The 24,036-nt window shown below is 66.7% G+C and carries 27 protein-coding genes; 20 read left to right on the top strand and 7 right to left on the bottom strand.

The window, feature by feature from the left end; all coding sequences use genetic code 11:
- Nucleotides 1-35: 35 nt before the first annotated feature.
- The 14 genes from AB0L57_RS13155 to AB0L57_RS13090 all read left to right on the top strand — a co-directional run bounded on the left by AB0L57_RS13155 (nucleotide 36) and on the right by AB0L57_RS13090 (nucleotide 8,353).
- Nucleotides 36-554 (top strand): hypothetical protein, encoded by a 519-nt coding sequence (locus AB0L57_RS13155; RefSeq protein ID WP_364961357.1) that lies wholly within the window; start codon nucleotides 36-38, stop codon nucleotides 552-554.
- 399 nt (nucleotides 555-953) lie between these two features.
- Nucleotides 954-1,259: a 30S ribosomal protein S10 gene (rpsJ, locus tag AB0L57_RS13150; RefSeq protein WP_003938093.1), complete on the top strand. Its 306-nt coding sequence runs from the start codon at nucleotides 954-956 to the stop codon at nucleotides 1,257-1,259.
- 41 nt (nucleotides 1,260-1,300) lie between these two features.
- Nucleotides 1,301-1,966, top strand: a complete 666-nt coding sequence (rplC, locus tag AB0L57_RS13145) for a 50S ribosomal protein L3 (RefSeq protein WP_364960948.1) — start codon at nucleotides 1,301-1,303, stop codon at nucleotides 1,964-1,966.
- On the top strand, nucleotides 1,963-2,634 hold the full coding sequence (gene rplD / locus AB0L57_RS13140) for a 50S ribosomal protein L4 (RefSeq protein WP_364960946.1): 672 nt from the start codon (nucleotides 1,963-1,965) through the stop codon (nucleotides 2,632-2,634). The genes rplC and rplD overlap by 4 nt, the downstream gene beginning before the upstream one ends.
- Nucleotides 2,631-2,936: a 50S ribosomal protein L23 gene (gene rplW / locus AB0L57_RS13135; RefSeq protein WP_025347175.1), complete on the top strand. Its 306-nt coding sequence runs from the start codon at nucleotides 2,631-2,633 to the stop codon at nucleotides 2,934-2,936. Before rplD ends, rplW begins: the two co-directional genes overlap by 4 nt.
- Nucleotides 2,937-2,969: 33 nt before the next feature.
- Nucleotides 2,970-3,800, top strand: coding sequence for a 50S ribosomal protein L2 (gene rplB, locus AB0L57_RS13130; RefSeq protein ID WP_364960944.1), 831 nt, complete (start codon nucleotides 2,970-2,972; stop codon nucleotides 3,798-3,800).
- A gap of 14 nt (nucleotides 3,801-3,814) precedes the next feature.
- Nucleotides 3,815-4,096: a 30S ribosomal protein S19 gene (rpsS, locus tag AB0L57_RS13125; protein ID WP_364960942.1), complete on the top strand. Its 282-nt coding sequence runs from the start codon at nucleotides 3,815-3,817 to the stop codon at nucleotides 4,094-4,096.
- Nucleotides 4,097-4,122: 26 nt separating this feature from the next.
- Complete coding sequence (rplV, locus tag AB0L57_RS13120; RefSeq protein ID WP_364961355.1) at nucleotides 4,123-4,530, top strand: 50S ribosomal protein L22; 408 nt, start codon at nucleotides 4,123-4,125, stop codon at nucleotides 4,528-4,530.
- Nucleotides 4,531-5,337, top strand: coding sequence for a 30S ribosomal protein S3 (gene rpsC / locus AB0L57_RS13115; protein ID WP_364960940.1), 807 nt, complete (start codon nucleotides 4,531-4,533; stop codon nucleotides 5,335-5,337).
- Between the two features lie 3 nt (nucleotides 5,338-5,340).
- Nucleotides 5,341-5,757, top strand: coding sequence for a 50S ribosomal protein L16 (gene rplP, locus AB0L57_RS13110; protein WP_025347180.1), 417 nt, complete (start codon nucleotides 5,341-5,343; stop codon nucleotides 5,755-5,757).
- Nucleotides 5,757-5,996 (top strand): 50S ribosomal protein L29, encoded by a 240-nt coding sequence (rpmC, locus tag AB0L57_RS13105; RefSeq protein ID WP_227984360.1) that lies wholly within the window; start codon nucleotides 5,757-5,759, stop codon nucleotides 5,994-5,996. Before rplP ends, rpmC begins: the two co-directional genes overlap by 1 nt.
- Nucleotides 5,993-6,289 (top strand): 30S ribosomal protein S17, encoded by a 297-nt coding sequence (rpsQ, locus tag AB0L57_RS13100; RefSeq protein ID WP_364960937.1) that lies wholly within the window; start codon nucleotides 5,993-5,995, stop codon nucleotides 6,287-6,289. Before rpmC ends, rpsQ begins: the two co-directional genes overlap by 4 nt.
- A 268-nt stretch (nucleotides 6,290-6,557) precedes the next feature.
- Complete coding sequence (locus AB0L57_RS13095; protein ID WP_364960935.1) at nucleotides 6,558-7,106, top strand: hypothetical protein; 549 nt, start codon at nucleotides 6,558-6,560, stop codon at nucleotides 7,104-7,106.
- Nucleotides 7,103-8,353 carry a flavin-dependent oxidoreductase gene (locus AB0L57_RS13090; protein ID WP_364960933.1) on the top strand — a complete coding sequence of 417 codons (1,251 nt, stop codon included), beginning with the start codon at nucleotides 7,103-7,105 and terminating at the stop codon, nucleotides 8,351-8,353. The genes AB0L57_RS13095 and AB0L57_RS13090 overlap by 4 nt, the downstream gene beginning before the upstream one ends.
- Before the next feature lie 7 nt (nucleotides 8,354-8,360).
- On the opposite strand, the gene AB0L57_RS13085 is transcribed toward AB0L57_RS13090, so the two are convergent.
- Nucleotides 8,361-8,750: a helix-turn-helix domain-containing protein gene (locus AB0L57_RS13085; RefSeq protein WP_364960931.1), complete on the bottom strand. Its 390-nt coding sequence runs from the start codon at nucleotides 8,748-8,750 to the stop codon at nucleotides 8,361-8,363.
- An 81-nt stretch (nucleotides 8,751-8,831) separates the two neighbouring features.
- On the opposite strand from AB0L57_RS13085, the gene AB0L57_RS13080 reads away from it, so the two are divergent.
- Together AB0L57_RS13080 and AB0L57_RS13075 are read left to right on the top strand one after the other, a co-directional pair.
- Entirely contained in the window at nucleotides 8,832-9,650 is an 819-nt protein-coding gene (locus AB0L57_RS13080; protein WP_364960929.1) for an NAD(P)H-binding protein, read from the top strand.
- A gap of 195 nt (nucleotides 9,651-9,845) precedes the next feature.
- Nucleotides 9,846-10,517 carry a YdcF family protein gene (locus tag AB0L57_RS13075; protein ID WP_364960927.1) on the top strand — a complete coding sequence of 224 codons (672 nt, stop codon included), beginning with the start codon at nucleotides 9,846-9,848 and terminating at the stop codon, nucleotides 10,515-10,517.
- Between the two features lie 65 nt (nucleotides 10,518-10,582).
- Here the strand turns inward: AB0L57_RS13075 and AB0L57_RS13070 are convergent, their stop codons facing one another.
- From AB0L57_RS13070 to AB0L57_RS13045, 6 genes are all read right to left on the bottom strand, one after another.
- Nucleotides 10,583-11,074, bottom strand: a complete 492-nt coding sequence (locus tag AB0L57_RS13070; RefSeq protein WP_364960925.1) for a DUF4231 domain-containing protein — start codon at nucleotides 11,072-11,074, stop codon at nucleotides 10,583-10,585.
- Nucleotides 11,075-11,134: 60 nt separating this feature from the next.
- Complete coding sequence (locus AB0L57_RS13065) at nucleotides 11,135-12,397, bottom strand: acyltransferase (RefSeq protein ID WP_364960923.1); 1,263 nt, start codon at nucleotides 12,395-12,397, stop codon at nucleotides 11,135-11,137.
- A gap of 249 nt (nucleotides 12,398-12,646) precedes the next feature.
- Complete coding sequence (locus AB0L57_RS13060) at nucleotides 12,647-14,704, bottom strand: hypothetical protein (protein ID WP_364960921.1); 2,058 nt, start codon at nucleotides 14,702-14,704, stop codon at nucleotides 12,647-12,649.
- 204 nt (nucleotides 14,705-14,908) lie between these two features.
- Nucleotides 14,909-15,712, bottom strand: coding sequence for a CPBP family intramembrane glutamic endopeptidase (locus AB0L57_RS13055; RefSeq protein WP_364960919.1), 804 nt, complete (start codon nucleotides 15,710-15,712; stop codon nucleotides 14,909-14,911).
- Nucleotides 15,713-15,781: 69 nt separating this feature from the next.
- Nucleotides 15,782-16,747, bottom strand: coding sequence for an RluA family pseudouridine synthase (locus AB0L57_RS13050; RefSeq protein WP_364960917.1), 966 nt, complete (start codon nucleotides 16,745-16,747; stop codon nucleotides 15,782-15,784).
- Nucleotides 16,748-16,814: 67 nt separating this feature from the next.
- Nucleotides 16,815-17,279, bottom strand: coding sequence for a hypothetical protein (locus tag AB0L57_RS13045; RefSeq protein ID WP_364960915.1), 465 nt, complete (start codon nucleotides 17,277-17,279; stop codon nucleotides 16,815-16,817).
- Between the two features lie 216 nt (nucleotides 17,280-17,495).
- Between AB0L57_RS13045 and AB0L57_RS13040 the strand changes: the two genes are divergently transcribed.
- From AB0L57_RS13040 to AB0L57_RS13025, 4 genes are all read left to right on the top strand, one after another.
- Nucleotides 17,496-18,785, top strand: a complete 1,290-nt coding sequence (locus AB0L57_RS13040; RefSeq protein ID WP_364960913.1) for a SidA/IucD/PvdA family monooxygenase — start codon at nucleotides 17,496-17,498, stop codon at nucleotides 18,783-18,785.
- Nucleotides 18,786-18,844: 59 nt separating this feature from the next.
- Nucleotides 18,845-19,786: a methionyl-tRNA formyltransferase gene (locus AB0L57_RS13035; protein WP_364960910.1), complete on the top strand. Its 942-nt coding sequence runs from the start codon at nucleotides 18,845-18,847 to the stop codon at nucleotides 19,784-19,786.
- The gene (locus AB0L57_RS13030; protein WP_364960908.1) at nucleotides 19,783-22,866 is read left to right on the top strand and encodes an amino acid adenylation domain-containing protein; all 3,084 of its coding nucleotides are present in this window, start codon (nucleotides 19,783-19,785) and stop codon (nucleotides 22,864-22,866) included. Before AB0L57_RS13035 ends, AB0L57_RS13030 begins: the two co-directional genes overlap by 4 nt.
- A 113-nt stretch (nucleotides 22,867-22,979) precedes the next feature.
- Complete coding sequence (locus AB0L57_RS13025; protein WP_364960906.1) at nucleotides 22,980-23,984, top strand: ABC transporter substrate-binding protein; 1,005 nt, start codon at nucleotides 22,980-22,982, stop codon at nucleotides 23,982-23,984.
- Nucleotides 23,985-24,036: the final 52 nt, after the last annotated feature.

Genomic DNA, 24,036 nt, shown 5'->3' with positions numbered 1-24,036 from the left:
GGGTGTCCCGTGCCCGCCGTATCGCCCGGTATCCGTTGGTGCTGTTGGTTCTCGCGGCGCTGGTGACGATCGGCGCGGGACCGGCGGGCGCCTATCAGCCGGTGAACGTCGTGCACACCGAGCGTGTGCAGGCCGGTCCGTACGAGGTCACCGTGGGCTTCTCCACGTGGCCGCTGCGTGCGATGCAGTCCCTGGATTTCACTTTTCTGCCCGACGGCGGCATCGCGGGCAAATCCGGCACGCTGCAGATCAGTGGTCCCGGGCTGAAGACCGTGCGCACCCAGCCGCTGGTCCGTCATCCCCGTAAACGCGATTCCTGGGGCCTGGACGTCAAGGCGCTCGACGCGCCCGGCAGCTACCGGTTCGCCTTCACGATCGACGGTCCGCAGGGTCGCGGTGCGGGAGCGCTCGACGGCCTGCGGGTGCTCGATCAGCCCGGGCCGCCGATCGGATTGAGCTGGATCCTGGGTACCTTGCCACTGCTCGGACTGCTCGTCTTCGGTGCGGTAGTGTGGCGGCGCACTCGGCCGAGGTTGCGATCGCTGACGGTCTGACCTGCTATTTGCGGCCTGTGCGGGGTTATCCGACCCCCGATTTGGAGGCATCCGGGGGGCTCGGGCATACTGTTCGGGTTGCCTGTAGCGATGGCGTGCGTTCATCGGCAGCAGGCGAGCAGCACCCACTGAAGTATCGGCGTCGAGTCCGGCGCGGGTACGACCGGGACGAAGTTCCGAGGCCAATAGGTGAAATATGCCCTGGGCCGAAGAATGAGCGGATAGGCGACACGCCCGACCGCGTGGACCGGAAGAACCATGACAGATGAACAGCGGCGAGGACTGGGCAGCGCCCGGTTGCGATTTCGACTGAGAGTCTCGATGGGCAAGTGCAAATGAGGGTGTTTCGGAGTGAAAACCTCTGGGACACAACGTAAAGCGGAGAAAAGGACACTTAGCGTGGCGGGACAAAAGATCCGCATCAGGCTCAAGGCCTATGACCATGAGGCGATCGACGCGTCTGCGCGCAAGATCGTGGAGACAGTGACCCGCACCGGTGCCCGCGTCGTCGGGCCGGTGCCGTTGCCGACCGAGAAGAACGTGTACTGCGTCATCCGCTCGCCGCACAAGTACAAGGACTCGCGCGAGCACTTCGAGATGCGCACGCACAAGCGGCTGATCGACATCCTCGACCCGACGCCGAAGACGGTCGACGCGCTCATGCGTATCGATCTGCCGGCCAGCGTCGACGTCAACATTCAGTGACGGGGATTGCAGATATGACTGAGAACAAGAAGCAAGGGCCTGTGGCTGACGCCAAAACGCGGCCCGCCGCGGGGATCCTCGGTACCAAGCTCGGTATGACCCAGGTATTCGACGAGAAGAACCGCGTCGTTCCCGTGACCGTCATCAAGGCCGGACCGAACGTCGTGACCCAGATCCGCACCGAAGAGCGCGACGGCTACTCCGCCGTTCAGATCGCCTTCGGCGCGATCGACCCGCGCAAGGTGAACAAGCCCGTCTCCGGGCAGTTCGCCAAGGCCGGTGTCACTCCTCGCCGCCACGTCGCCGAGATCCGCGTCGCCGACGCCGCCTCGTTCGAGGTGGGCCAGGAGCTGTCGGCGGATGTCTTCGAAGAGGGCACCTACGTCGACGTGACCGGCACCAGCAAGGGCAAGGGCTACGCCGGTGTCATGAAGCGTCACGGCTTCAAGGGCCAGGGCGCCGCGCACGGTGCCCAGGCCGTGCACCGCCGGCCGGGTTCCATCGGTGGTTGCTCCACCCCGGGCCGTGTCTTCAAGGGCATGCGGATGGCCGGCCGGATGGGTAACGACCGCGTCACCACGCAGAACCTCTCGGTCCACAAGGTGGACACCGAGAACGGCCTGCTGCTGATCAAGGGCGCGATCCCGGGCCGCAAGGGCGGCATCGTGATCGTCAAGAGTGCTGCGAAGGGTGGTGCCCGGGCATGAGCACCGACACTAAGACCAACCTGACGCTGCCGGTCAAAGAGCCGGGCGGCAAGACCAACGGCACCGTCGAGCTCCCCGCGGAGATCTTCGACGCGACCGCCAACATCGCGCTGATGCACCAGGTCGTCGTGGCCCAGCAGGCCGCGGCGCGCCAGGGCACGCACGCCACCAAGACCCGCGGCGAGGTTCGCGGTGGTGGCAAGAAGCCGTACCGCCAGAAGGGCACCGGCCGCGCCCGTCAGGGTTCGACCCGCGCTCCGCAGTTCACCGGCGGTGGCACCGTGCACGGCCCGCAGCCGCGCGACTACTCGCAGCGTCTGCCCAAGAAGATGAAGGCCGCCGCCCTGCGTGGCGCTCTGTCGGACCGGGCCCGCAACGAGCGCATCCACGTGATCAGCGAGCTGGTCGCCGGTCAGACCCCGTCCACCAAGTCGGCCCGTAACTTCCTGGCCGAGCTGTCGGACCGCAAGAAGGTTCTGATCGTGGTGGGCCGCGAAGACATCACCGCGTGGAAGAGCGTGGCGAACCTGCAGGGTGTGCACCCGATCGCTCCGGACCAGCTGAACACCTACGACGTGCTCCTGAGCGACGACGTCGTGTTCAGCGTCGAGGCGCTCAACGCATTCGTGCACGGCCCGGCCGAGTCTGCACAGGAGGAAAGCAAGTGACCACCATCGCCGACCCGCGCGACATTCTGCTCGCGCCGGTGATCTCCGAGAAGTCCTATGGGCTGATCGAAGAGGGCACCTACACCTTCCTGGTGCACCCGGACTCGAACAAGACGCAGATCAAGATCGCCGTCGAGAAGGTTTTCGGCGTGACGGTGACCAGCGTCAACACTGCCAACCGTCAGGGCAAGCGCAAGCGGACCCGCTTCGGTTACGGCCAGCGCAAGAGCACCAAGCGCGCGCTCGTGACCATCTCGGCCGACAGCAAGCCCATCGAGATCTTCGGAGGCCCGGTCGCGTAAGCGGTCGGTGCTCCAGAAAGCAGAGAAGAACTCATGGCAATCCGTAAGTACAAGCCGACTACGCCGGGTAGGCGCGGGTCGTCCGTTTCGGACTTCGCTGAGATCACCCGGTCCACTCCCGAGAAGTCGCTGCTGCGTCCGCTGAGCAAGTCCGGTGGTCGTAACGCGCACGGGCGCATCACGACTCGTCACCGCGGTGGCGGTCACAAGCGGGCGTACCGTCTGATCGACTTCCGCCGGTTGGACAAGGACGGCATCCCGGCCAAGGTCGCTCACATCGAGTACGACCCGAACCGCACCGCCAACATCGCCCTGCTGCACTACGCGGACGGCGAGAAGCGCTACATCATCGCGCCCAAGGGCATCGCCCAGGGCACGAAGATCGAGTCCGGCACCGGTGCCGACATCAAGCCCGGCAACAACCTGCCGCTGCGCTCGATCCCGACCGGTACCACCATCCACGCGGTGGAGCTGCGTCCGGGCGGTGGCGCCAAACTGGCCCGTGCCGCCGGCATCAGCATCCAGCTGCTCGGTAAGGAAGGTTCCTACGCCGTGCTGCGTATGCCTTCCGGTGAAATCCGGCGCGTCGACGTGCGCTGCCGCGCCACCGTCGGCGAGGTCGGCAACGCCGAGCAGTCGAACATCAACTGGGGCAAGGCCGGCCGTATGCGCTGGAAGGGTCGTCGCCCCACGGTCCGTGGTGTCGTGATGAACCCCGTCGACCACCCGCACGGTGGTGGTGAGGGCAAGACCTCCGGTGGTCGCCACCCGGTCTCGCCCTGGGGTAAGCCCGAAGGCCGTACTCGTAAGCCCAACCGCCCGAGCGACAAGCTCATCGTCCGCCGCCGCGGCAAGAAGCGTTAAGGAGGAGGTTAGACATGCCACGCAGCCTGAAGAAGGGCCCGTTCGTCGACGAACACCTCCTCAAGAAGGTGGACGTCCAGAACGAGAAGAACACGAAGCAGGTCATCAAGACCTGGTCGCGTCGTTCGACCATCATCCCCGATTTCATCGGCCACACGTTCTCGGTCCACGACGGCCGCAAGCACGTGCCGGTGTTCGTCTCGGAGAACATGGTCGGACACAAGCTCGGTGAGTTCGCGCCGACCAGGACGTTCCGGAGCCACATCAAGGACGATCGGAAGAGCAAGCGGCGATGAGCGAAGCGAAGAGCCAAACAAAACAGCTGAGCGAATCCGAACCTCAGAACACGACCGCGCGCGCGACCGCCAAGCACGTTCGCGTCACTCCGATGAAGGCTCGCCGCGTCGTGGACCTGGTCCGCGGCAAGCGAGTCGAGGACGCGCTGAACATCCTGCGGTTCGCGCCGCAGGCTGCCAGCGAGCCGGTCGCCAAGGTCGTGGCGAGCGCCGCGGCGAACGCCGAGAACAACTTCGGCCTGAACCCCGACACCCTGGTCATCTCGACGGCGTATGTCGACGAGGGCGCGACCATGAAGCGTTTCCAGCCGCGCGCCCAGGGGCGTGCGTTCCGGATCCGCAAGCGCACCAGCCACATCACGATCGAGGTCGAGAGCTTGCCTAACACTGCCAGCGCCTCCTCACGTAGCCGCCGGAAGGGAGGGGCTAAGTAAATGGGACAGAAAATCAACCCCCATGGCTTCCGCCTCGGTATCACCACCGATTGGAAGTCCCGCTGGTACGCGGACAAGCAGTACAAGGAATACGTCAAGGAAGACGTAGCGATCCGCAAACTGCTGGGCACCGGTATGGAGCGGGCCGGCATCTCGAAGGTCGAGATCGAGCGCACTCGTGATCGCGTCCGGGTGGACATCCACACCGCGCGTCCGGGCATCGTGATCGGCCGTCGTGGCGCCGAGGCCGACCGCATCCGTGCCGCGCTGGAGAAGCTCACCGGTAAGCAGGTTCAGCTGAACATCCTCGAGGTCAAGAACCCCGAGTCCGATGCGCAGCTGGTTGCCCAGGGTGTGGCCGAGCAGCTCTCCAACCGTGTGGCGTTCCGTCGCGCGATGCGTAAGGCCATCCAGTCGGCCATGCGCTCGCCGAACGTCAAGGGCATCCGTGTGCAGTGCTCGGGCCGCCTCGGTGGCGCCGAGATGTCGCGCTCGGAGTTCTACCGCGAGGGTCGGGTGCCGCTGCACACGCTGCGCGCCGACATCGATTACGGCCTGTACGAGGCTCGGACCACCTTCGGCCGGATCGGCGTGAAGGTCTGGATCTACAAGGGCGACATCGTCGGTGGCAAGCGTGAGGTCACGGCCAACGCTGCTCCGTCCGGTGAGCGTCGCGAGCGTCGGGAGCGGCCGAGCCGTCCGCGGCGGTCCGGTTCGTCCGGTACCACCGCGACCAGCACCGAGGCCGGCCGGGCCGCCACCGCGGTGGCGGAGCCTGCAGAGGCCCCGTCTTCTAAGGAGGGCTGACCCATGCTGATGCCCCGCAAGGTCAAGCACCGCAAGCAGCATCACCCCGGTCGTTCCGGTATGGCAAAGGGCGGCACCTCGGTGGCGTTCGGTGAGTTCGGCATCCAGGCTCTCGAGCCCGCCTACGTCACCAACCGGCAGATCGAGTCGGCGCGTATCGCGATGACCCGCCACATCAAGCGTGGCGGCAAGATCTGGATCAACATCTACCCGGATCGCCCGCTGACCAAGAAGCCCGCCGAGACCCGCATGGGTTCCGGTAAGGGTTCGCCGGAGTGGTGGATCGCGAACGTCAAGCCCGGCCGGGTGATGTTCGAGATGAGTTACCCGAACGAGGAGATCGCTCGTGAGGCCCTGCGCCGCGCGATGCACAAGCTCCCGATGAAGTGCAGGATCGTGACCAGGGAGGAGCAGTTCTGATGGCTACCGGAACTCCGGCCGCAGACCTGCGCGAGCTCAACGAGGACGAGCTCGTCGCCCGCCTGCGTGAATCCAAGGAAGAGCTGTTCAACCTGCGCTTCCAGATGGCGACCGGTCAGATGACGAACAACCGGCGCCTGCGTGTGGTCCGCCACGAGATCGCGCGCATCTACACGGTCATGCGTGAGCGCGAGCTCGGCCTGGCCTCCGGTCCTGAAGGCAAGGGAGACGCCGCATGAGCGACGTAAAGGGCCCGGCCAAGACGCCGGCCAAGGAAACCGAGCGTGGCTCGCGCAAGGTGCGCGTCGGCTATGTCGTCTCGGACAAGATGAACAAGACGATCGTCGTCGAGCTGGAAGACCGTAACCGGCACCCGCTCTACGGCAAGATCATCCGCACCACCTCCAAGGTGAAGGCGCATGACGAGAACGAGGTTGCCGGTGTCGGCGACCGCGTGCAGCTGATGGAGACCCGTCCGCTGTCGGCCACCAAGCGGTGGCGGCTGGTGGAGGTTCTCGAAAAGGCCAAGTAGGCCTGTTTCGCACCTCGGCTGTGTAGTCGAAATACGAAGGCCCGCTTCCCGATCGGGAAGCGGGCCTTCGTCTGTCCGGACCCTGTCGTGTGTTCGCTCGGCGGCGCCGCGTCACCTTCACCCGCTGGTCGCGGGGCCGGAGGATGGCATCCGTGGATCGAGTGTGATGGCTCACTGGCCGTGCGGGTGCCTGTGAAGTCTCATAAGCTGTTGATCGGCTTGCAATTCCGCGAGCGCATCGCTCAGGTCGGCTGGGGTGGAGACTCATATGGTCCATCTGGTGGACAGTGGTGCGGGCTGGGACCTGGGTGTGCTGCCGCCCGTGACGCGCATGCTGTTGCGTGCCGACGGTTCCACCACACGACTGTTGGAAGCGTTGTTGGGAGAAAGCCTGTCGCTCAACATCATCGAGCAGTCGTGGGGTACGGCGGCGCCGTTGCCCGCGCGGCTGCGCGATGTGCTGGCCTGCGACGGCGACGACCGGATCGTGCGCAGGAGTTCGATGCTGCAACTGGGTGACGCTCGCCCGGTCTCCCGGAACCAGGTGACCGTCGCCTGTCGCGATCGGGAGCTGACCGCGATTCTCACGGACGATCGGGTCCCCATCGGTCACGGGCTCGACGCATCCGGCCGGCATCTCGGCCGCACGCTGCTGGCCACCGGCTGGGCGCGATGGCCGGTCGACGAACCGGCGCGAGACGACGAAATCGATTGCGTCTACAAGGAATACGTTCTCACCGACGAATCCAGGAATGCGATCGCCCACATTCACGAGCGGTTCAATCCCATCCATGTGCCCAGTGCGGCAGCGCGATGAAGGTACTGATCGCCGGGGCCGGGATCGCGGGATTGACGGCGGCGGCGAGCCTGCACGCGGTGGGGATCGAGGCCACGGTCATCGACGCGGTCACCACATTGCGTCCCCTCGGTGTCGGGATCAACCTGCTGCCGCATGCCGTCGGTGAACTGGCCGAGCTGGGATTCGCTGCGGCACTGGAGGATTGCGCCATTCCCACCGGGCAGGTGCGGCATCTCGATCGATTCGGCAACCGGATCTGGAGCGAGCCGCGCGGACTCGCCGCGGGAAATCCGTGGCCGCAGTACTCCGTTCACCGCGGTGAACTACAGTCGCTGCTGCTGGCCGGGGTTCGGGACCGTCTCGGTGCCGCGGCCGTGCGCACGGGGATGAGTCTCGAATCGTTCACCGAGGACGCCACGGGCGTGCGATGCCGCGTGCTGGATCGCACCGCCGGCGCGGTGGTCGAAGTGACCGCCGACGCGCTGATCGGCGCGGACGGCCTGCATTCGGCCGTGCGTGCGCGGCTGCATCCCGGTGAGGGCCGCCCGCTGTGGAATGGAATCCGGATGTGGCGCGGTGTCACCGAGACCGCGCCGTTCCTGGACGGCCGGACCATGATTCTCGCCGGGTCCAATCGCGCCGCGCGCTTCGTGATGTATCCGATTTCGCGGGCGGCGCAGCAGCGCGGGCAATCGCTGGTGAACTGGGTCGCCGAGGTGCGGGTGCACGACGAGTCCGCGCCGACGCCGGACTGGAATCGCACCGGTGAATTGTGCGACGTGCTACCGCATTACGCGGGGTGGCGATTGGCCGGTGTCGATATCGCCGAGCTCATCTCCGGGAGCGAGGGGATCCTCGAATATCCGATGGTCGATCGAGATCCGTTGCCGTGGTGGGGAACCGATCGGGTGAACCTGATCGGTGACGCCGCGCATCCGATGTATCCGATCGGTTCCAACGGAGGTTCCCAGGCCATCCTCGATGCCCGGGTGCTCGCGGCCGAACTGTCGGCCGCGGGCGACGTGATCACGGGGCTGGCCCGTTACGAGGCGGTGCGGCGTGCGGCCGTCAACGCCATCGTGCTCGCGAATCGGGATATGCCGATGGACCGGATCATGCACATGGTGTCCGAACGCGCGCCGGACGGATTCGACTCGATCGACGAGGTGTTGAGCACGTCCGAACTGAGCGGTATCTCCGCGGCTTACCGGCGTACGAGTGCGGGCATGACGACCTCGACGATCACCGGCCCGGAACCGGAGTAGCGCCCCGTCAGCGGTGGGTTACGGATGTCGTTGTGCGGGAGTCGTATTCGCGGCGAGCCTGCTCGACCTTGTCGAGGTTGACCGACCATTCGCCGAGAGCGGCGAACAAGGGGGCCAGGCTGCGACCCAGATCGGTGATCTCGTACTCCACTCGGGGCGGCACCTCGGGGTAGTGGGTGCGTTCGATCATGCCGTCGCGTTCGAGTTGACGCAGGCGCTGGGTCAGGACCTTGGGAGAGATCGTGGTGATGTGGCGCTCCAGTTCCACGAACCGCATACGGCCCGATGTGTGCAGTGTCCAGAGGATCGGTGTGGTCCACCGGCTGAAGACGAGGTCGACCACCGGGGCGATCGGGCATGCCAGCTCGGGCGGCAGATCTGCTGTGACGTCGATCACTTGCGAGCCACTTTCCTGTAGGTACCTACTGTCTCGACGATAGTAGCGTCTTCCTGGTCATTCGGTGAACAGGAGAAACAGATGATCGTGGTAACCGGAGCTACCGGAAACGTCGGGCGACCGCTGGTGCAGGCGCTCGTGGATGCGGGTGCACCCGTGACGGCCGTGGCGCGCCGAGCTGCCGAGATGCCCGCGGGCGTCCGGTCCGTGCAGGCCGATCTGATCGAGCCGGAAAGCCTCGCGCCCGTACTCCGCGGTGTGGAGGCGATGTTCCTGCTGACGGGACCGGACTTCTTGGCGAAGGGCGATATCGCCAAGGTCGCCAAGGTGGTCGAGAAAGCAGGCGTGCCGCGGGTCGTGCTGCTCTCGTCCCAGGGCGTCGGCACGAAACGGCACTCTCCGCATCTGGAAGACGCTGTGCGGCAGCTGGATGTGGAATGGACCATGGTGCGCCCGGGCAACTTCGACTCCAACGCTCTGCAATGGGCCGAATCGGTGCGCACCGGACGCGTGGTGGTGGCGCCGTTCGGCGATGTCGCGTTGCCGGCCGTCGATCCCGTCGATATCGCCGAGGTCGCGGCCGTCGCCCTGCGTGAGCCGGGACATGGCGGTGCGATCTACACGCTGACCGGTCCGGAGCCGATCTCACCGCGGCAGCAGGCCGAGGCGATCGGAGATGTGCTCGGTGAGCCGGTCCGATTCGTCGAGGAGAGTCGCGAGCAGGCACGGACCCGGATGCTCGGATTCATGCCGGAGCTCGTCGTCGAGGCGACTCTCGACGTGCTCGGAACGCCCACGGCCGCTGAGCAATCGGTCCAGTCGGACGTGGAGCGAGTCCTCGGCCGTCCGGCCCGTACCTTCACCGAGTGGGCCGCCCGCCACATCGCGGCGTTCCGATAGGCCGTGGGCATCCGGGTCGCGGACGGCGTCCTCGGAATCTCTCGGCCATCCGAGGATGATGCCGGGTTTCCGCGAGCCTGGAGTGCTGCCACAACGATTGGACGCTGCGCTGGTCGGCATAGCGCCCGCGCAGCCGAGGCCACGGTCCCGGTTCGCCATGCTGGGCGTCGTCCGCCGCTTCGGTACCGTCGCATCGTGACGCCCCCACTGTCGAGTCTCCCGGACGATATCCGTGCCGATGTGCACACCCTGTGGGACTACAACCTCATGGGGCACGAACCCCGCAGGGTGGATACGGCCATCGGACTGGGTAGCCACGATCTCGGAGTGGCCACCTACGCCGCCGAGCTGTATCGGCGTGGTTTCTTCCCGACGATCGTGTTCACCGGTGCCAATGCGCCGACGACAGTGGCCGCCTTTCCGCGTGGCGAGGCGGTGCACTATCGCGAACACGCGGTGGCACTGGGGGTTCCGGAGCCCGCGGTCCTGGTCGAGACGCAGGCGGCCAATACCGGGGAGAACATCGACTTCACTCGCGCGTTGCTGTCGGCATCGGGGCATTCGGTGCGGTCGGTGATGTTGATCTGCCGCCCGTACCAGCAGCGGCGCAGCTACGCGACCTGCCGCAAGCGCTGGCCCGCAGTGGATGTGGTGTGCGGGTCGCTGCCGGAGAGTGTCGAGGACCATGTGGCGCGGATCGGCGATGTGGATCGGGTGATCTCGATGCTCGTCGGTGATACCCAGCGGGTGCGGGTCTATGCGGCGCGCGGATGGGCCGTCGAGCAGAGGATTCCGCCGGAGGTCGACGCGGCCTACGCCCGCCTGGTGGCCGCCGGATTCACCGGGCGCCTGCTGTCCGGGGAGTGAGCCGGTCGGCGTCGTACCTGGTCACGCGGTGGTTGTCCATCGACCTGTGCCCGCGGCGATGTCGCTCACGGAAGGTCGGACGGTTTCGCCACCGGCGTTCCCGCGAGCTGCGTCATCGACGGTGCCGCGGCCTGTGATCGTCCGCGGGCCACCCAGGCTGTGTGTTCCTTGTTCGTCACGGCTTCGACGCGTTCCGCGAGAATCATGCGTCGATCGTCGCCCGCGTAGGGCCCGGACTGGATCGAATACAGGAAGTCCTCGTGCTTCAATTCCTCGGCGGCGGAACGATACAGCAGCCAATGGGTGTGCCATTGGAACAGCTGCTGTGCGCCCTCGGCTACCACGACGGCGGCGGCGACGGTCGCCGTGATCCAGCCGGCGACGCCGGCCGCGGCGATCACCGGGATGATGGCGCCGACGGCGATCTGACCGAATTTCACCCGCTTGTAAGCGGTTTGAGCACTCCGGCTCTTGTGGCGATACCAGTCCAGCTGATCGTGCAGCCGCCGCAGGACCGGATCCTCCCGGTCGCGGGGTTGCTCGCGTGCGTCGGTCACCGGTCAGGCTTAGCACGAAACCCGTTGGTGTGCAGGGCTGTTGTGTTCGGGGCGTGATCGTCACGCCCGGTCGGGCTCGGCGAGCGACGGGCCGTGTTCGCGGGCCCGGTCCGCCGCCGGGCGGCCGGACAGCGGGAGGGAGCGCACCCAGCGACCCAGCGCGGTGGGTCCCTCGATACGCGCGCGACCGGTGAGCCAGATGCTGCCGGGAGCGTGCCGCACGACTTCCACGACTGCCAGCGTCGAGGCGAGGACCGCCACGAACAGCATCGCGGTGCCCCAGCCCGCGCCCAGGCCACTGTTGAGGCGCGGGGACAGCGGCATGAGTAGTTCGAGCATGATCGGATGGATGAGGAAGACCGCGAAGGAGCGGTCGGCGCCGTAGCGCGAGATGACGGGCACGGCCCGGTACCTGGGCCGCAGCCACGACCACCAGGTGCTGAGGGTGTAGAGGCCGGCGATCAGCGCGATGAAATACCCGGCCATATACGGATTGAAGACGTTGTCGGCCTGCCACGGGGTGGCGCCGCCCGCCACCGATCGCTGGTACCACAGCTCCGCGCCGAGTCCGGCCACGACGGTGCCGAGTAGTACGAGCGGGCCGAAGCGCCGCACCACCCGATCGACCGAACCGATGTGCCAGGCCGCCACGGCGCCGAACAGTACGTAGAATTGGTACGGAAGTACCGTTACGTACAGGTGGTCCCACAGTTGCTGCGGAATCCCGGTGAGGGCAGGTGGGTGCGACAGCGCCCACACCATGCCCAGCTGGACGATCGCGCTTCCCCCGAGCAGCCACTTGTGATACCCGGCGGTGCGGCGCACCAGACGCAGCAGCAGCGGGAACAACAGGTAGATCTGCATCGATACGAGCAGGAAGTAGAGCTGGTACCAGGCTTCGCCGGTCACCAGTTCCAGCGCCAGCCGGCGCACGGATTGGGCCGCGGTTTCCTGGTGGATTCCGGCCACGATCGAATATCCCCAGTAGAACACCGACCAGAGCACGTAGGGGATGCCGACCAGCGCGAATCGTCGTCGCCAGAAACGACGGGCCGCGAAGGAGCGGTCGGCGTACTGATAGATCAGTACGAATCCGGTGAGCGTGAAGAAGGCCTCACGGGGGAAGTGCAGCAGCACCATCACGCCGTTGGCCGACACGCTGTTGGGATCGGCGGATCTGTCGATCACGTGCACACCGATGACACAGGCGAAGGTCAGTATCCGGAACAGATTGACCTGGTGAAGATAGGGACGGGAGGGTTGCGGCGTCGCGGTGTCGGCCGTCGGCCGCTCGAGGGCCGAGGTCACCAATACTGAGCTCATCGCGCAGCCGGGATCCATGGGTAGGAGCACCGTCCGTCGCGCAGCAAGATCGCCGACGAATGCGCTCGCGGAAAGGTGTCGATCATGTACTTCCTCGAGTCGGTCGCCACTCCATGATCGCGGCCGAACCTGTGAGGATCCTCATCGCCCCCTACGAGACAACTGAATCGCCTGGTAGAGGCCCTGAAACCGGCGTGTCAGCGGATGCCGGTCAGGATTGCTGCGCTGTTGCGATATCGTGCGGCCGACTCAGCCTCCGACGGCCAGCGGCAGACTGATCCGCCGGGCGGTCTCGAGGATGCCCAGGATGCGCGAGCCGGGCAGGCCCACAGCCGCGCCGATCGCCGCCGGGGTCCAGGATTCATCGGTCAGGGTGAGGATCTCCGCGAGCTGTTCCACGGGCAGCTTGGACAGGCCGCGCTCCCGGATCTGACGGGCCACCGACCAGATGGCGATATCGCTGCCTTCGGCTTGGGCGTGCTCGTCGGCGACGGCGTCGATGTCGTCGGGTTCGAACTCGTCGTCGACGACATCCGGCGCGTCCGATTCCGCGTCGGCCGGATCTTCCGCCGCGGCGGCGCCGAGGTTTCCGACGGGGCGATGGCCACGGTCCGTGGGCTCCGATGCCGTGTCCGCGACGGTGCTCGTCGCCGGTGCGGCCGGGTGGGTGGTACGCGGCGATTCGGCGATCGGCTCGCCGAGCACCAGCTGCACGGCATCGTCCACCGCGCGCCGGGTGCGGGTTTTGCGGGGCTCATCGGAGACGATGTGCAGTGCGGTGCCCTCGCGCTGGTCGGTCCGGCGCGGCGCGCGCTCGGATTCCATTGCTGCCCCGGGGCTTGTCGAGTCGGAGGATTCTCCGGCCGGTTCGGGCGATGCCGGCGCCGGAATTGGTTGTGCCACTGTCGCGGAGCGCGATCCGGGGGATTGCGTGTGGTGTCGAAGCGTGTCGGCCGCCGGCGATTCGGAGCGGCCGGATTGGGCGGTCGTGACCGGTGTGTCCGGAAGCGAATGCGATGCGCTCTCGGTGGCGGCGGCGGGCTGTTCGGTGGCGGCGGAGACCGGCATGGCCGGTGCGGCCGAATTGTCTTTGATTGCAGGGAAATTCGAGGAATGTGTCGAATTCGGTACCTCTGAATTCGTGAAATCCACGGGTGACATGGGGATTTCGCTCGATGGGCGAAGGTCCCGGATATTCGGATGCGCCGGTTCGGTGTCGTGTTCGCGTTGCGTGGGTTCCGCTGAATCAGAGTGCGGCGCAAAAGTATTCCAGTGATCGACGCCGGGACTGTCGCATAGCGGAACGCCTTCGGTCGCGAGCATCTGTGCTAGTTGGGGATAACTGTGGAAATCTGGATCCACGACCGGCAGGGCATCCTGGCCGGCCCAGGTGGCGTGGTCGTCCGGCCGGTAACTCGGCCGGTATCCCGAGGGCCGGGGATCGTCGGAATCGATCTCCTCGACCGGAATATCGTCGATCAACTGCGCATATCTGGCCGAAACCCAGGAATGCAGCCAGATCACCACGCCGACCATGACCGGGGCGACGGCGGCTTCGGCCGCGCGGGCGGGTTCACCGCCCACCAGGTGAGGACCGGCGTTCAGGGCGATGGTGACGCCCAGCAGGGCCGTCTCCAGAAACACCACCTTGCCGCGATCGATCTCGCGACCCCAGCGGGCGGCGGTGGTGGCGACCACCATGATGGTGATGATCGGGATCGAGATCATCGCCTCGAAGCCGTAGCTGAGCCAGTACAGCGGATCCGACATGTCACCGCTGGGTACCAGGTTGTGCTGCACATTCACCCCGGCCCACACCATGCCGAGAATCACCACGCCGATCAGTGCCCGCGAGGACCATTCGGCGCGGCGGAACAGTTGCGCCAGCCGGGCATCGGAGTTCGAGACCCGCATGCGCGCGGCCCGGGCGCGGCGATGCCAGCGGGCATCGGATTCGTCGGCACGGCGCAAGGTCAGTGCCACCCGGCGGTCACGTTTCTCGGCGGTCAATTCCGCGCTGACGGCGCGCTTGCGCTGCTGCCGGCGCTGGGTGCGAATCCATTCGGCGAGCTCGCGTTCCGCGGTGATTTCCCGGTCGGACAATTCGGCGAACAACGCCGGATCGGCCTGCAGCGGCAATTTGTTGCGCGCGGTGGCCACCCGCTGGGCCAGGGCACTCAACTCGGCCGGAACCGAGGTGGGGGTCGCGACCCGCGCGGCGGGAGAGGATGCGGCCTGGCCGCGCGAACGGTGTGCGGAATCCGCCGATTGATCTGCGGTTGTTCCGGTCGACTGCTCGTCGAGCATGGCGTGCCTTTCCCGGTAACAGCCGCGCTACCGAGGTCGATTACCCGAGAACTCGAACATATGTGTGATCGAGGTGAGAGTAATCCGTGACCAACTCGCGGTCAACGCTTTCACCGAACATCAGTTCGGGTGAATGTGCAAATCGGCTGATCGCCGGGGTAATTCGTACGACGCGCCCGGAAAGGAATTGCCGCGGGCGGGAATTCAGTGCACGGCGGTGTGCCAGACGATGGCGGCGGCGAGTGCTCCGGCGCCATTGAGCGACCAGTGCAGCGCGATCGGTGCGAGCAGGCTGCCGCTGCGGCGGCGCAGCCAGGTGAACACCACACCGGCCGCCGCGGTGGCGAGCACGGCCAGGCCGATGCCGGCGATCTGACCGGGAAGGCCGCCGCCGAGCAGTGTGCTCAATCCGCGATTGCCGCTGGTGAGTCCGAGTGAGGAGGCTATGTGCCAGCAGCCGAACAGCAGCGATCCGGTGATGAACACCCCGCGCGCACCGGTGGCCCGGTCGAGGGCGCCGTGCAGAACGCCGCGGAAGGCGAGTTCCTCCGGGATCACCGTCTGCAGCGGAATGACGATCATCGACGCGATCAGCGCGCCGGAGAGGGTGGCGTACCGATTGGCGAGGAAGAACGGCCGTGTCACCGGCAGTAGCGCGCCGATCACCACCGCGCCGACGACGATGGCGACCGCGCCGAGCGCGTACAGCGTGCCGCGTCGCCAGTGCCGCGGTGACAGGCCCAGTTCTGCCCAGCCCAGGCCGCGGCGGCGCATCAGCGCCACGAGAATCAGCGCGGCCGCCGGAACGGTCGCGATATTGGCCCATTGCGAGGTGAAATGCGCGATCAGATTGGTTCCGGCCAGCACCACCACGACGACGGCGACGTCGATATAGGCGTGTAGCCGACGCCCGGGTACGGCCGGGGCGGCGGTCTGAACAACTGCGTTCTGAGCGGATCCGGCCTGAACAACGCCGGACGGCACAGCCCCGTTATCGTTTCGAGACATCGCCGCCAGTCTACGTTCATGTGCGCGGACGCGCCGTGTTCCACGGGTCACGATCGTGGCATCGCCGCCCTAGTGCGGTTCGTCGGCGGACGGACCGGCCGCTGCCGCCCAGCCCTCGTGATCGGTCCACGCCTGCAACGTCCGCGTGGTCTCGAACCGGCGCTCGGCCCCGGTGATCGGATCGGTGAACGCGAGGGTGGCCGCCAGTAGTTGCAGCGGTCTGGTGAAATCGTCGACCGGTCGATCGGTGAGTTCGGGATAGAAGTCGTCGCCGAGAATCGGGATGCCGAGCCCGTTCATGTGGACGCGCAGCTGATGGGTACGCCCGGTGTGCGGGCTCAATCGGTACCGTCCCAGTCCGTCGCGGTGCTCGAGCAGTTCCACCAGGGTTTCCGCATTGGGCGCACCCTCGACTTCGAAGGCGCGAAGCACGGTGCGCTCCTTGATGATCCGGCTGCGTACCGTGCGCGGGAGATCGAGTCCGGGATCGTGCGGCGCGATCGCCTCGTACCGCTTGTGCACCCGGCGCTTGTGGAACAGCGTCTGATATGCCCCGCGCCGGGTGGGATCGATCACGAACAGGATCAGTCCGGCGGTCGCGCGGTCGAGGCGATGTGCGGGGATCAGATCGGGGAGATCCAGGTCGCGGCGCAAGCGCACCAGCGCGGTCTCGAGAATGTGCTGACCACGCGGAATGGTCGACAGGAAATGCGGTTTGTCGACGACGAGCAGAGTCTCGTCGCGATGGACGACGGTGACCTCGAACGGCACCGGCGTCTCGTCCGGCAGATCGCGATGGAACCACACCGCGCCACCGGGGACATAGGGCGCGTCCGGCGCGATCGGGCCGTCCAGGTCGACGATGCCGCCCTCGGCGAGCAGTTCGTCGATGCGCGCGGCGGGAACCCGGGGTAGCCGCTCGACCAGATGGTCGCGGATCGTGGCCCAGGTTCCTTCCGTGTCTTCGGGGAGCCGCAGCCGCGCCGGATCGAGTCCGTTGCGCTTGGGCAGCGGCGGTTTCTGCCGGCGTCGCACCCGACGACACTAACCACCCGCGACGAGGGGTGATCGCGCAGGTGAGGGTGTCGTCGGGTGCTACGGGCTATACGGTGCAGGGCAGATTCGCGTAATAGGCGATGGTGCACTCGGATTCGCGGGTCAGCTTCCAGGTGCCGTCGATTTCTTTCCACTTCAGCTCGATGAACATGGCGTCGAAGCTGGGCACGTTGATCTGCAGGTTGTGGGTGAGGGTGTCACCGTTGACGCTGACCGGCTCCACGGCCTGCCACTGGAACCCGGGCACCGAGGCCATCACGCCGCCGACCTGATCCAGCAGCGGCAACCCGGCCTCGCCGGCCTCGAGCTCGTTGGCGCGGGCGCCCCGCGAGCCGTTCGGGTCGAGTATCAACTGCAGTTTGCTCTGCAGTTCACCGACGCCGGGCGCCGCTGCGTGGACGGGTGCGGCGATCGGCGCGGCGACCGCCGGGGTCACCGAGGCGACTCCACCGGCGAAGACCACAGCGGCCAGCGAAAAGGCCGCAACGGCACGGGATTTGATCTTGATCATGGTCGTTTCCGATCGGTCGTGGGACAGGAGTGCCATACCTCGCAATCGGTTCGCAACGTCTGGCACCACCTAGCAATATAAGGTAAGCCTATGCAAAGGTAGGTAACACTCAATCGGCAGTGCGGTGAGTATCGACTCCCGGTTTGTCGGAGATGCGCAGCTGAGCGTCGATATTGCCGGTTGCGCGGTGGCTGGAATCACAGAACGGGAGAACCAGTGAAGACGCTTCTCGTGGTCGGAGCCGGGCCGAAGGCGATGGCAGTTGCGGCCAAGGCGCGGGTCCTGCGAGACCTGGGACTGCCCGCGCCACGCGTGGTGGTGGTGGAATCGCATGCGGTCGGTGGCAATTGGCTGCCCACCGGCGGCTGGACCGACGGTCAGCATCGGCTCGGTACCAGTCCGGAGAAGGATGTCGGCTTCCCGTACCACTCGACGTGGGCGCGCGGGCACAATCGCGACATCGATCGGGAGATGGTCGCCTACAGCTGGAATTCCTTCCTGGTCGAGAACGGCACCTACGCCGAATGGGTCGACCGCGGCCGGCCGAGTCCGCATCATCACGTCTGGGCCAACTATCTGCAGTGGGTGGCGCGCAAGTCCGAGGTGGAACTGGTGCTCGGCGCCGTGCGCCGGGTCAGGGCGGCCGCCGACGGCTGGCTGGTCACCGTCGCGGATGCGCAGGGTGGCGAGACCGAGATCGACACCGACGGGCTGATGATCACCGGTCCGGGCAACAGTCGCCGGGCGCTGGCGCAGCATCCGAAAGTGCTGAGTATCTCCGACTTCTGGGATCTCGCGGGCAAGCGCAGGCTGCCGGTGTCCTCGCGGGCCGCGGTCATCGGTGGTGGTGAGACCGCGGGTTCCGCGGTCGACGAGCTGGTCCGCCACGATGTGCTGACCGTGTCGGTGATCTCGCCCGGCGCGACCATCTACACCCGCGGTGAGAGTTACTTCGAGAACTCGCTGTTCAGCGATCCAGCGAAGTGGCGGGCGCTGAGCCTGCAGGAACGCCGCGATGTCATCCGCCGCACCGATCGTGGCGTGTTCTCGGTGCGGGTGCAGGAGAACGTGCTGGCGGACAACCGGGTTCATCATCTGCAGGGCCGGGTGGTGCGGGTGGCCGAGCGTGGTGACGGAGTCTCGCTCACGCTGCGCAACGAACGCCGGCCCGATCAGTTGCACGCTTTCGACCTGGTCGTCGATGCCACCGGCGGGCAGCCGCTGTGGTTCCTGGATCTGTTCGATTCCGATGCGGCCGATCTGGTCGAGCTGGCCGTCGGTGGGCCCATCACGCAGGGTCGGCTGGAGGCCGCGATGGGCCATGATCTCGCGGTCGCCGGACTGGACGCCAAGTTGTATCTGCCCAATCTGTCCGGGGTGGCGCAGGGGCCCGGATTCCCGAATCTGAGCTGTCTGGGCGAACTTTCGGACCGGGTGCTCGGCGGGGTGCCGGATCGTGCGGTGGCGCCCGCGGCGCGTGCGGCCGGTGTGGCCGGGCCGCGCTGACCACGAGAAATATCCGTAGGCTAGGCTACCCTTAGTTAAAGGGAATGAGGTTCGGTTTCATGCGTATCGTGTCGTTCGGCTATCAGACCTGGGGTCGGAAAACGCTGCAGGCCCTGATCGATTCGGATCACGAGGTGGTGCTGGCGGTGACGCATCCGGCCAGCGAGCACGCCTACAAGGGCATCTGGTCGGATTCGGTCGAGGATCTCGCCCGTGAGCACGGCATCCCGGTGCATCTGACCGAGCGGGCCGACGCCGAGACCATCGACCTGGTCAAGCAGGCCGAGCCCGACATCATCGTGGTGAACAGCTGGTACACCTGGATGCCGCCGGAGCTGTATCTGATGCCGAAGCACGGCACGATCAACCTGCACGATTCGCTGCTGCCGAAGTTCACCGGCTTCTCTCCGGTGCTGTGGGCGCTGATCAGTGGTGAGAGCGAATTCGGTCTCACCGTGCACCGGATGGACGAGCAACTCGACACCGGCGACATCATCGTGCAGCATTCGCTGCCGATCGGCCCCACCGCCACCGGCACCGAACTGGTGATAGCCGGTATGGAGCTGATTCCCGGCGCGGTGAACGAGGCCCTGTCGGCCATCGAGTCCGGTACCGCGGTGTGGCGTCCACAGGACAAGTCCCAGCGCACCTACTTCCACAAGCGTTCCGAGCGTGACGGCCGGATCGACTGGCAGTGGGACGCGGTGGATCTCGAGCGATTCGTGCGCGCACTGTCGGAACCGTATCCACGGGCGTTCTCCTATTACCGCGGCGAGAAGATCGAGGTCCTCGCGGCGACTCTGTCCCAGGCCCGCTACGGCGGAACTCCCGGTCGCGTCGTGGTCCAGGAGGACGGCGGTGTGGTGATCTGTGGTCCGGACGCTCATCGCGGCGGCAACCTCGGTCTGCGCATCACCCGGGTGCGGACCGTGGACGGCACCGAGCACGACGCCGCCGAATTCTTCGCGCGCGGCGGATATCTCACCGACGCACCGCAGTGATATCGCTGTCCGCGGCCCAGCGCCGTATCTGGTTCCTGCAGACCCGGGATCCGGAGGACACCACGCTCAACAGCTGTGCGGTCTTCCGGCTCACGGGTGCGTTCGATACCGAACGCCTGCGCTGCGCCGTCGCCGATGTCGTTGCGCGACACGATATTCTGCGCAGCACCTACAGCTGCGACGGCGACGACGAGCCGCGCCGGGTGGTCCGGCCCACGGCCGCGCCCGCATGGCAGGAGGTCGATCTGCGGGAGCTCGCGGCCACCGGCCGCGATCGGCGGGTGGAGGTGCTGGTCCGCCGGGAGGCCGGGCGGCCGTTCGATCTCGCCGTCGAAACACCCTTGCGCTGCACCGTGATTCGTACGGGAGACGTCGAGTTCGTCCTCGCGCTGGTGGTGCACGCCATCGGCTGGGACGAGCTGTCCTGGGAACCCTTCTGTGCCGAGGTCGGTGCGCGCTACAACGGGCAGGCTCTGCCGTCGGTGCCTCCGGTCACGGCGGCGGAAGCCGAATCCGATGTGGGCCTGCGATATTGGCGCGATGCGTTGATTCCGCTGCCGCAGCCGGTCGAGTTGCCGGGCCGGATCGCGCCGGCGGTCACGGCCACGCTGCGGACCGCGCACATCGCGGCGGTCCTGCCGGCCGATACCGCGGAGCAGATGGAGGCATTCGCCCGGGCGGCGGGAACCACCACCTTCGCGGTCCTGCTCGCCGCCTACGACGTCCTCGTTCATCGCTACACCGCCGCAACGGATTTCCTGGTCTGTGTACCGGCCTCGATGCGCCCGGACGCACCCGTGTCGGGTATCGGCTACTTCGGCAATACGCTGTTGCTGCGCTCCACCCTGGATCCGGCCGCGGGCTTCGACGAGTGCGTGCGATCCGTGCACGACCGGGTCACCGGGGCGCTCGAGCATCGGCGCGTCGGTATCGATCGTGTGGTCGCCGAACTCAACCCGGAGCGGACCGGCGGCCGGGACGGGCTGGAACTGCTGGCCCGGATGGAATTCGCGGTCCGCCGCAGTCCGGCCTTCGGCTTCGACGGTATCGAAGCCGCGCAGATGGCGCTGCGCAGTCCGACCACGCGGATGCCGCTGTCGCTGACCGTGGTCACCGATCCCGGGCGGGCCCGGGTCGAGATCGCCTATCAGGCCGATGAATTCGACGCGCGGATCGTCGAGCGGTTCCTGGGTCATTACCTGCGGGTTCTCGATGGCGCCGTACGTGAGCCACATCGGCGCATCGGCGAACTCGACATCTTCGGCAGCCGGGATCGCGATGCGGTGCTGGAGCTGTCTCGCGGTGAACTCGTCGACGTGGCCCCGGCCACGCTGGTGGAACTGTTGCAGCGCCGGGTCGCCGCCGATCCGGAAGCGGTGGCGGTCGCCGCGCCCGACGTCGATCTCGAACTGAGCTACGGCGAGCTGAACCGGCGTGCGAATCGCCTGGCGCGCCATCTGATCCGGCAGGGCATCGGCGCCGAGGATGTGGTGGCGCTGCGGATGGGCACCTCGGTGGAGTTCGTGGTGGGGGTACTGGCCGTACTGAAAGCCGGTGCCGCCTATCTGCCGATCGATCCGGCCTATCCGCCGGACCGCGCGGACTTCCTGCTCGCCGACGCGCGACCGGCGGCGGTCTTCGGAATCGCCGAATTGCGTGCCGCCGCAGCAGCCGCCGCCGAACTGCCCTGCCATGATCCCGTCGACGCCGAACGGGTCCGGCCGCTGCGTCCCGGCCAGCTGGCCTATGTGATCTACACGTCCGGATCGACCGGGACGCCGAAGGGCGTGCCGGTATCGCACGCCGCGATCGCCGAACATCTCGACGGGTTCTGTGCCCAATGGGACATGACGGCCGCGGACCGCCTGCTGCAGTCCTCGTCGGTGGGATTCGACGCCTCGCTGCTCGACGTCTTCGTCACGCTCACCCTCGGTGCCTGCCTGGTCGTGCCGAAACCCGATGCCTTCGACGATATTCCGTATGTGGCCGATGTGATCTCGCGCTGCGGTGTCACGGTGCTGCACATGGTGCCCTCGCTGCTGAGCACGTTGCTGATGCTGCCCGAGGTGAATCACTGGCGCGCCCTGCGGCACGTGCCGGTCGGCGGTGAGGCGCTGTACGGCGAGGTCGCCGACCGCTTCGCCGGCCACTTCGACGCCGAACTGCGCAATCACTACGGGCCGACCGAGGCGGTGGTCTCGTCCACGCATTTCACGGTGGAGGGACCGCAGGGCACGAGGATCGTGCCGATCGGCCATCCCAACCGCAACGTCCATCTGTATCTGCTCGACGAGCGCCTGCAGCTGGTGCCCACCGGTGCCGCCGGCGAAATCTATCTGGGCGGAAGCCAATTGGCGCGGGGCTATCTGCACCGCGCCGGGGCGAGTGCCGAACGATTCGTCGCCGATCCGTTCACGCCGGGCGGTCGCCTGTATCGCACCGGCGATCTGGCCCGCCGCAACGGTGACGGTGCCCTCGAATTCCTCGGGCGTGCCGACGAGCAGGTGAAGGTGCGCGGCTATCGGATCGAGCTGGCCGAGGTGCAAGCAGCCGTGGCCGGACATCCGGATGTGGGCCAGTGTGTCGTCGCCGCGATATCCGATGCCTCGATCGGCTCGGTGCTGGCCGCCTACATCGTGCCGGCCCCGGGTGTTACCACCGTGGACTTCGACGCGGTGCGCGCCCATGCCGCGACGGTGTTGCCGCGCTTCATGATTCCGGCGGCCTACGCCAGTATCGACGAGATCCCGCTGACCGAACACGGAAAGCTCGATCGCCCCGCGCTACCGCGACCGGAACTGGCAGGTGCCGAACTGTTCCGGGAGCCGGGTACCGCCGTGGAGATCAGGATCGCGGAGATGTTCGGGCAGATGTTCGGCCGCGAGCGCATCGGTGCCGATGATTCGTTCTTCGAACTGGGCGGGCATTCGCTGCTCGCCGCTCGGCTGCTGGCTTGGGTCCGTACCGAATTCGGGGTGCGGATCGGGATTCGTGAACTGTTCGACAATCCGACGGTGTCGGGTCTGGCGACGCGCGTGGAGGTGCGCACCGAGCACGAAGCCCCGGTCGATGTCTACTGATCGGGTTCCCTTCCAGCTTTTATTAGCTTAGCCTAAGCTACGATCTGTGCAGATCGGATGATCGCCGCGGTGCCTCGTGCTCGGCGGAGTTGTGAATGCAAGGAGTTGACGTCATGAATCGAGATCGAGCTACCGCGCCGCGCGCCGGAGGGCGTGTGCGCATCGCGCTGCGGCGGGCGGGGCTGGTCGTGATGGCGTTCGGTCTGGTCGCCACCGCGGCCGCCTGCGGTTCCAGCGATGACGACGCCAATTCCGATGGCGCGGTCACCATCGACCACAGCCTGGGCAAGACCGAGGTCGAGGGCACGCCGAAGCGGGTGGTGGCGATCGGTAACCAGTGGGTGGAAACCACTGTGGCACTGGGCGTCAAGCCGGTCGGCTATCTGATTCCGGGTGCCGGGCCCAACACATCGGCGCCATGGCTGCCGGCCGCGCAGCTCGACGGCGCGAAGGCGCTCACCTCCGGTGGTGACCTCGTCGAACAGGTCGCCGCGCTGGAGCCGGATCTCATCCTGGCGCCCAACTACCTGATGGACAAGGCCATGTACGAGAAGCTCTCGAAGCTGGCCCCGACCGTCGGCAACATCTCCGGCGCGCAGATCGATCCGTGGCAGGACGAGGTGACCGCGCTGGGCAAAGCACTGCACAAGGACGATGCCGCACAGCAGGTCGTCGCGGATGTGAACGGCAAGATCGACGCCGTCGCCGCGAAATACCCGAAGCTGAAGGGCAAGACCTTCCTCACCTGCCTGCTCTCCACTCCGACCCAGCTGATGGTGCTGGCCGATCCCAAGGACGGATCCGCCCAGACCTTCATCCGGCTCGGCCTGACCATGCCGGAGAAGCTCGTCGCCGAGGCACCCGCGGGCGGGCGGCTGGCGTTGTCGCCGGAGCGGCTCGGCGATCTGACCTCCGATCTGCTGGTGTGCGGTGCCGTGCCGGGTATGCAGGAGAAATTCACTCAGCTGCCGGGGTATTCGGATCTGCCGTCGGTGCGTCAGGGTGGAATCTCGTTCGTCGACATGACGACGATCAACGCCATCAACCTGCCGACCGCGCTGTCGGTGCCGTATGTGCTCGGCAAGCTCGAGCCGACGCTGGCCAACATCGCCAAGTAAGGGGTCCAGTCATGTCCGACTCGTCTGTCTTCAACCCCGCAGGTCCTGGCTC

It is taken from the genome of Nocardia sp. NPDC052254 (assembly GCF_040679495.1).
Taxonomy (GTDB): domain Bacteria; phylum Actinomycetota; class Actinomycetes; order Mycobacteriales; family Mycobacteriaceae; genus Nocardia.
Note: the sequence above shows the minus strand (reverse complement) of the source record. Positions and strands in the feature narration are given on the sequence as shown.

Bases quoted from the DNA above. Each gene is read 5' to 3' on its own strand.
- AB0L57_RS13080 (WP_364960929.1), top strand. From the start codon at position 8,832: ATGATCGTGGTAACCGGAGCTACCGGAAACGTCGGGCGACCGCTGGTG.
- AB0L57_RS13090 (WP_364960933.1), top strand. From the start codon at position 7,103: ATGAAGGTACTGATCGCCGGGGCCGGGATCGCGGGATTGACGGCGGCG.
- AB0L57_RS13095 (WP_364960935.1), top strand. From the start codon at position 6,558: ATGGTCCATCTGGTGGACAGTGGTGCGGGCTGGGACCTGGGTGTGCTG.
- AB0L57_RS13045 (WP_364960915.1), bottom strand. From the start codon at position 17,279: ATGATCAAGATCAAATCCCGTGCCGTTGCGGCCTTTTCGCTGGCCGCT.
- AB0L57_RS13060 (WP_364960921.1), bottom strand. From the start codon at position 14,704: ATGCTCGACGAGCAGTCGACCGGAACAACCGCAGATCAATCGGCGGAT.
- rpsC (WP_364960940.1), top strand. From the start codon at position 4,531: ATGGGACAGAAAATCAACCCCCATGGCTTCCGCCTCGGTATCACCACC.
- rplP (WP_025347180.1), top strand. From the start codon at position 5,341: ATGCTGATGCCCCGCAAGGTCAAGCACCGCAAGCAGCATCACCCCGGT.
- rplB (WP_364960944.1), top strand. From the start codon at position 2,970: ATGGCAATCCGTAAGTACAAGCCGACTACGCCGGGTAGGCGCGGGTCG.
- rpsS (WP_364960942.1), top strand. From the start codon at position 3,815: ATGCCACGCAGCCTGAAGAAGGGCCCGTTCGTCGACGAACACCTCCTC.
- rplD (WP_364960946.1), top strand. From the start codon at position 1,963: ATGAGCACCGACACTAAGACCAACCTGACGCTGCCGGTCAAAGAGCCG.
- AB0L57_RS13055 (WP_364960919.1), bottom strand. From the start codon at position 15,712: ATGTCTCGAAACGATAACGGGGCTGTGCCGTCCGGCGTTGTTCAGGCC.
- AB0L57_RS13035 (WP_364960910.1), top strand. From the start codon at position 18,845: ATGCGTATCGTGTCGTTCGGCTATCAGACCTGGGGTCGGAAAACGCTG.
- AB0L57_RS13025 (WP_364960906.1), top strand. From the start codon at position 22,980: ATGAATCGAGATCGAGCTACCGCGCCGCGCGCCGGAGGGCGTGTGCGC.
- rpmC (WP_227984360.1), top strand. From the start codon at position 5,757: ATGGCTACCGGAACTCCGGCCGCAGACCTGCGCGAGCTCAACGAGGAC.
- AB0L57_RS13065 (WP_364960923.1), bottom strand. From the start codon at position 12,397: ATGAGCTCAGTATTGGTGACCTCGGCCCTCGAGCGGCCGACGGCCGAC.
- rpsQ (WP_364960937.1), top strand. From the start codon at position 5,993: ATGAGCGACGTAAAGGGCCCGGCCAAGACGCCGGCCAAGGAAACCGAG.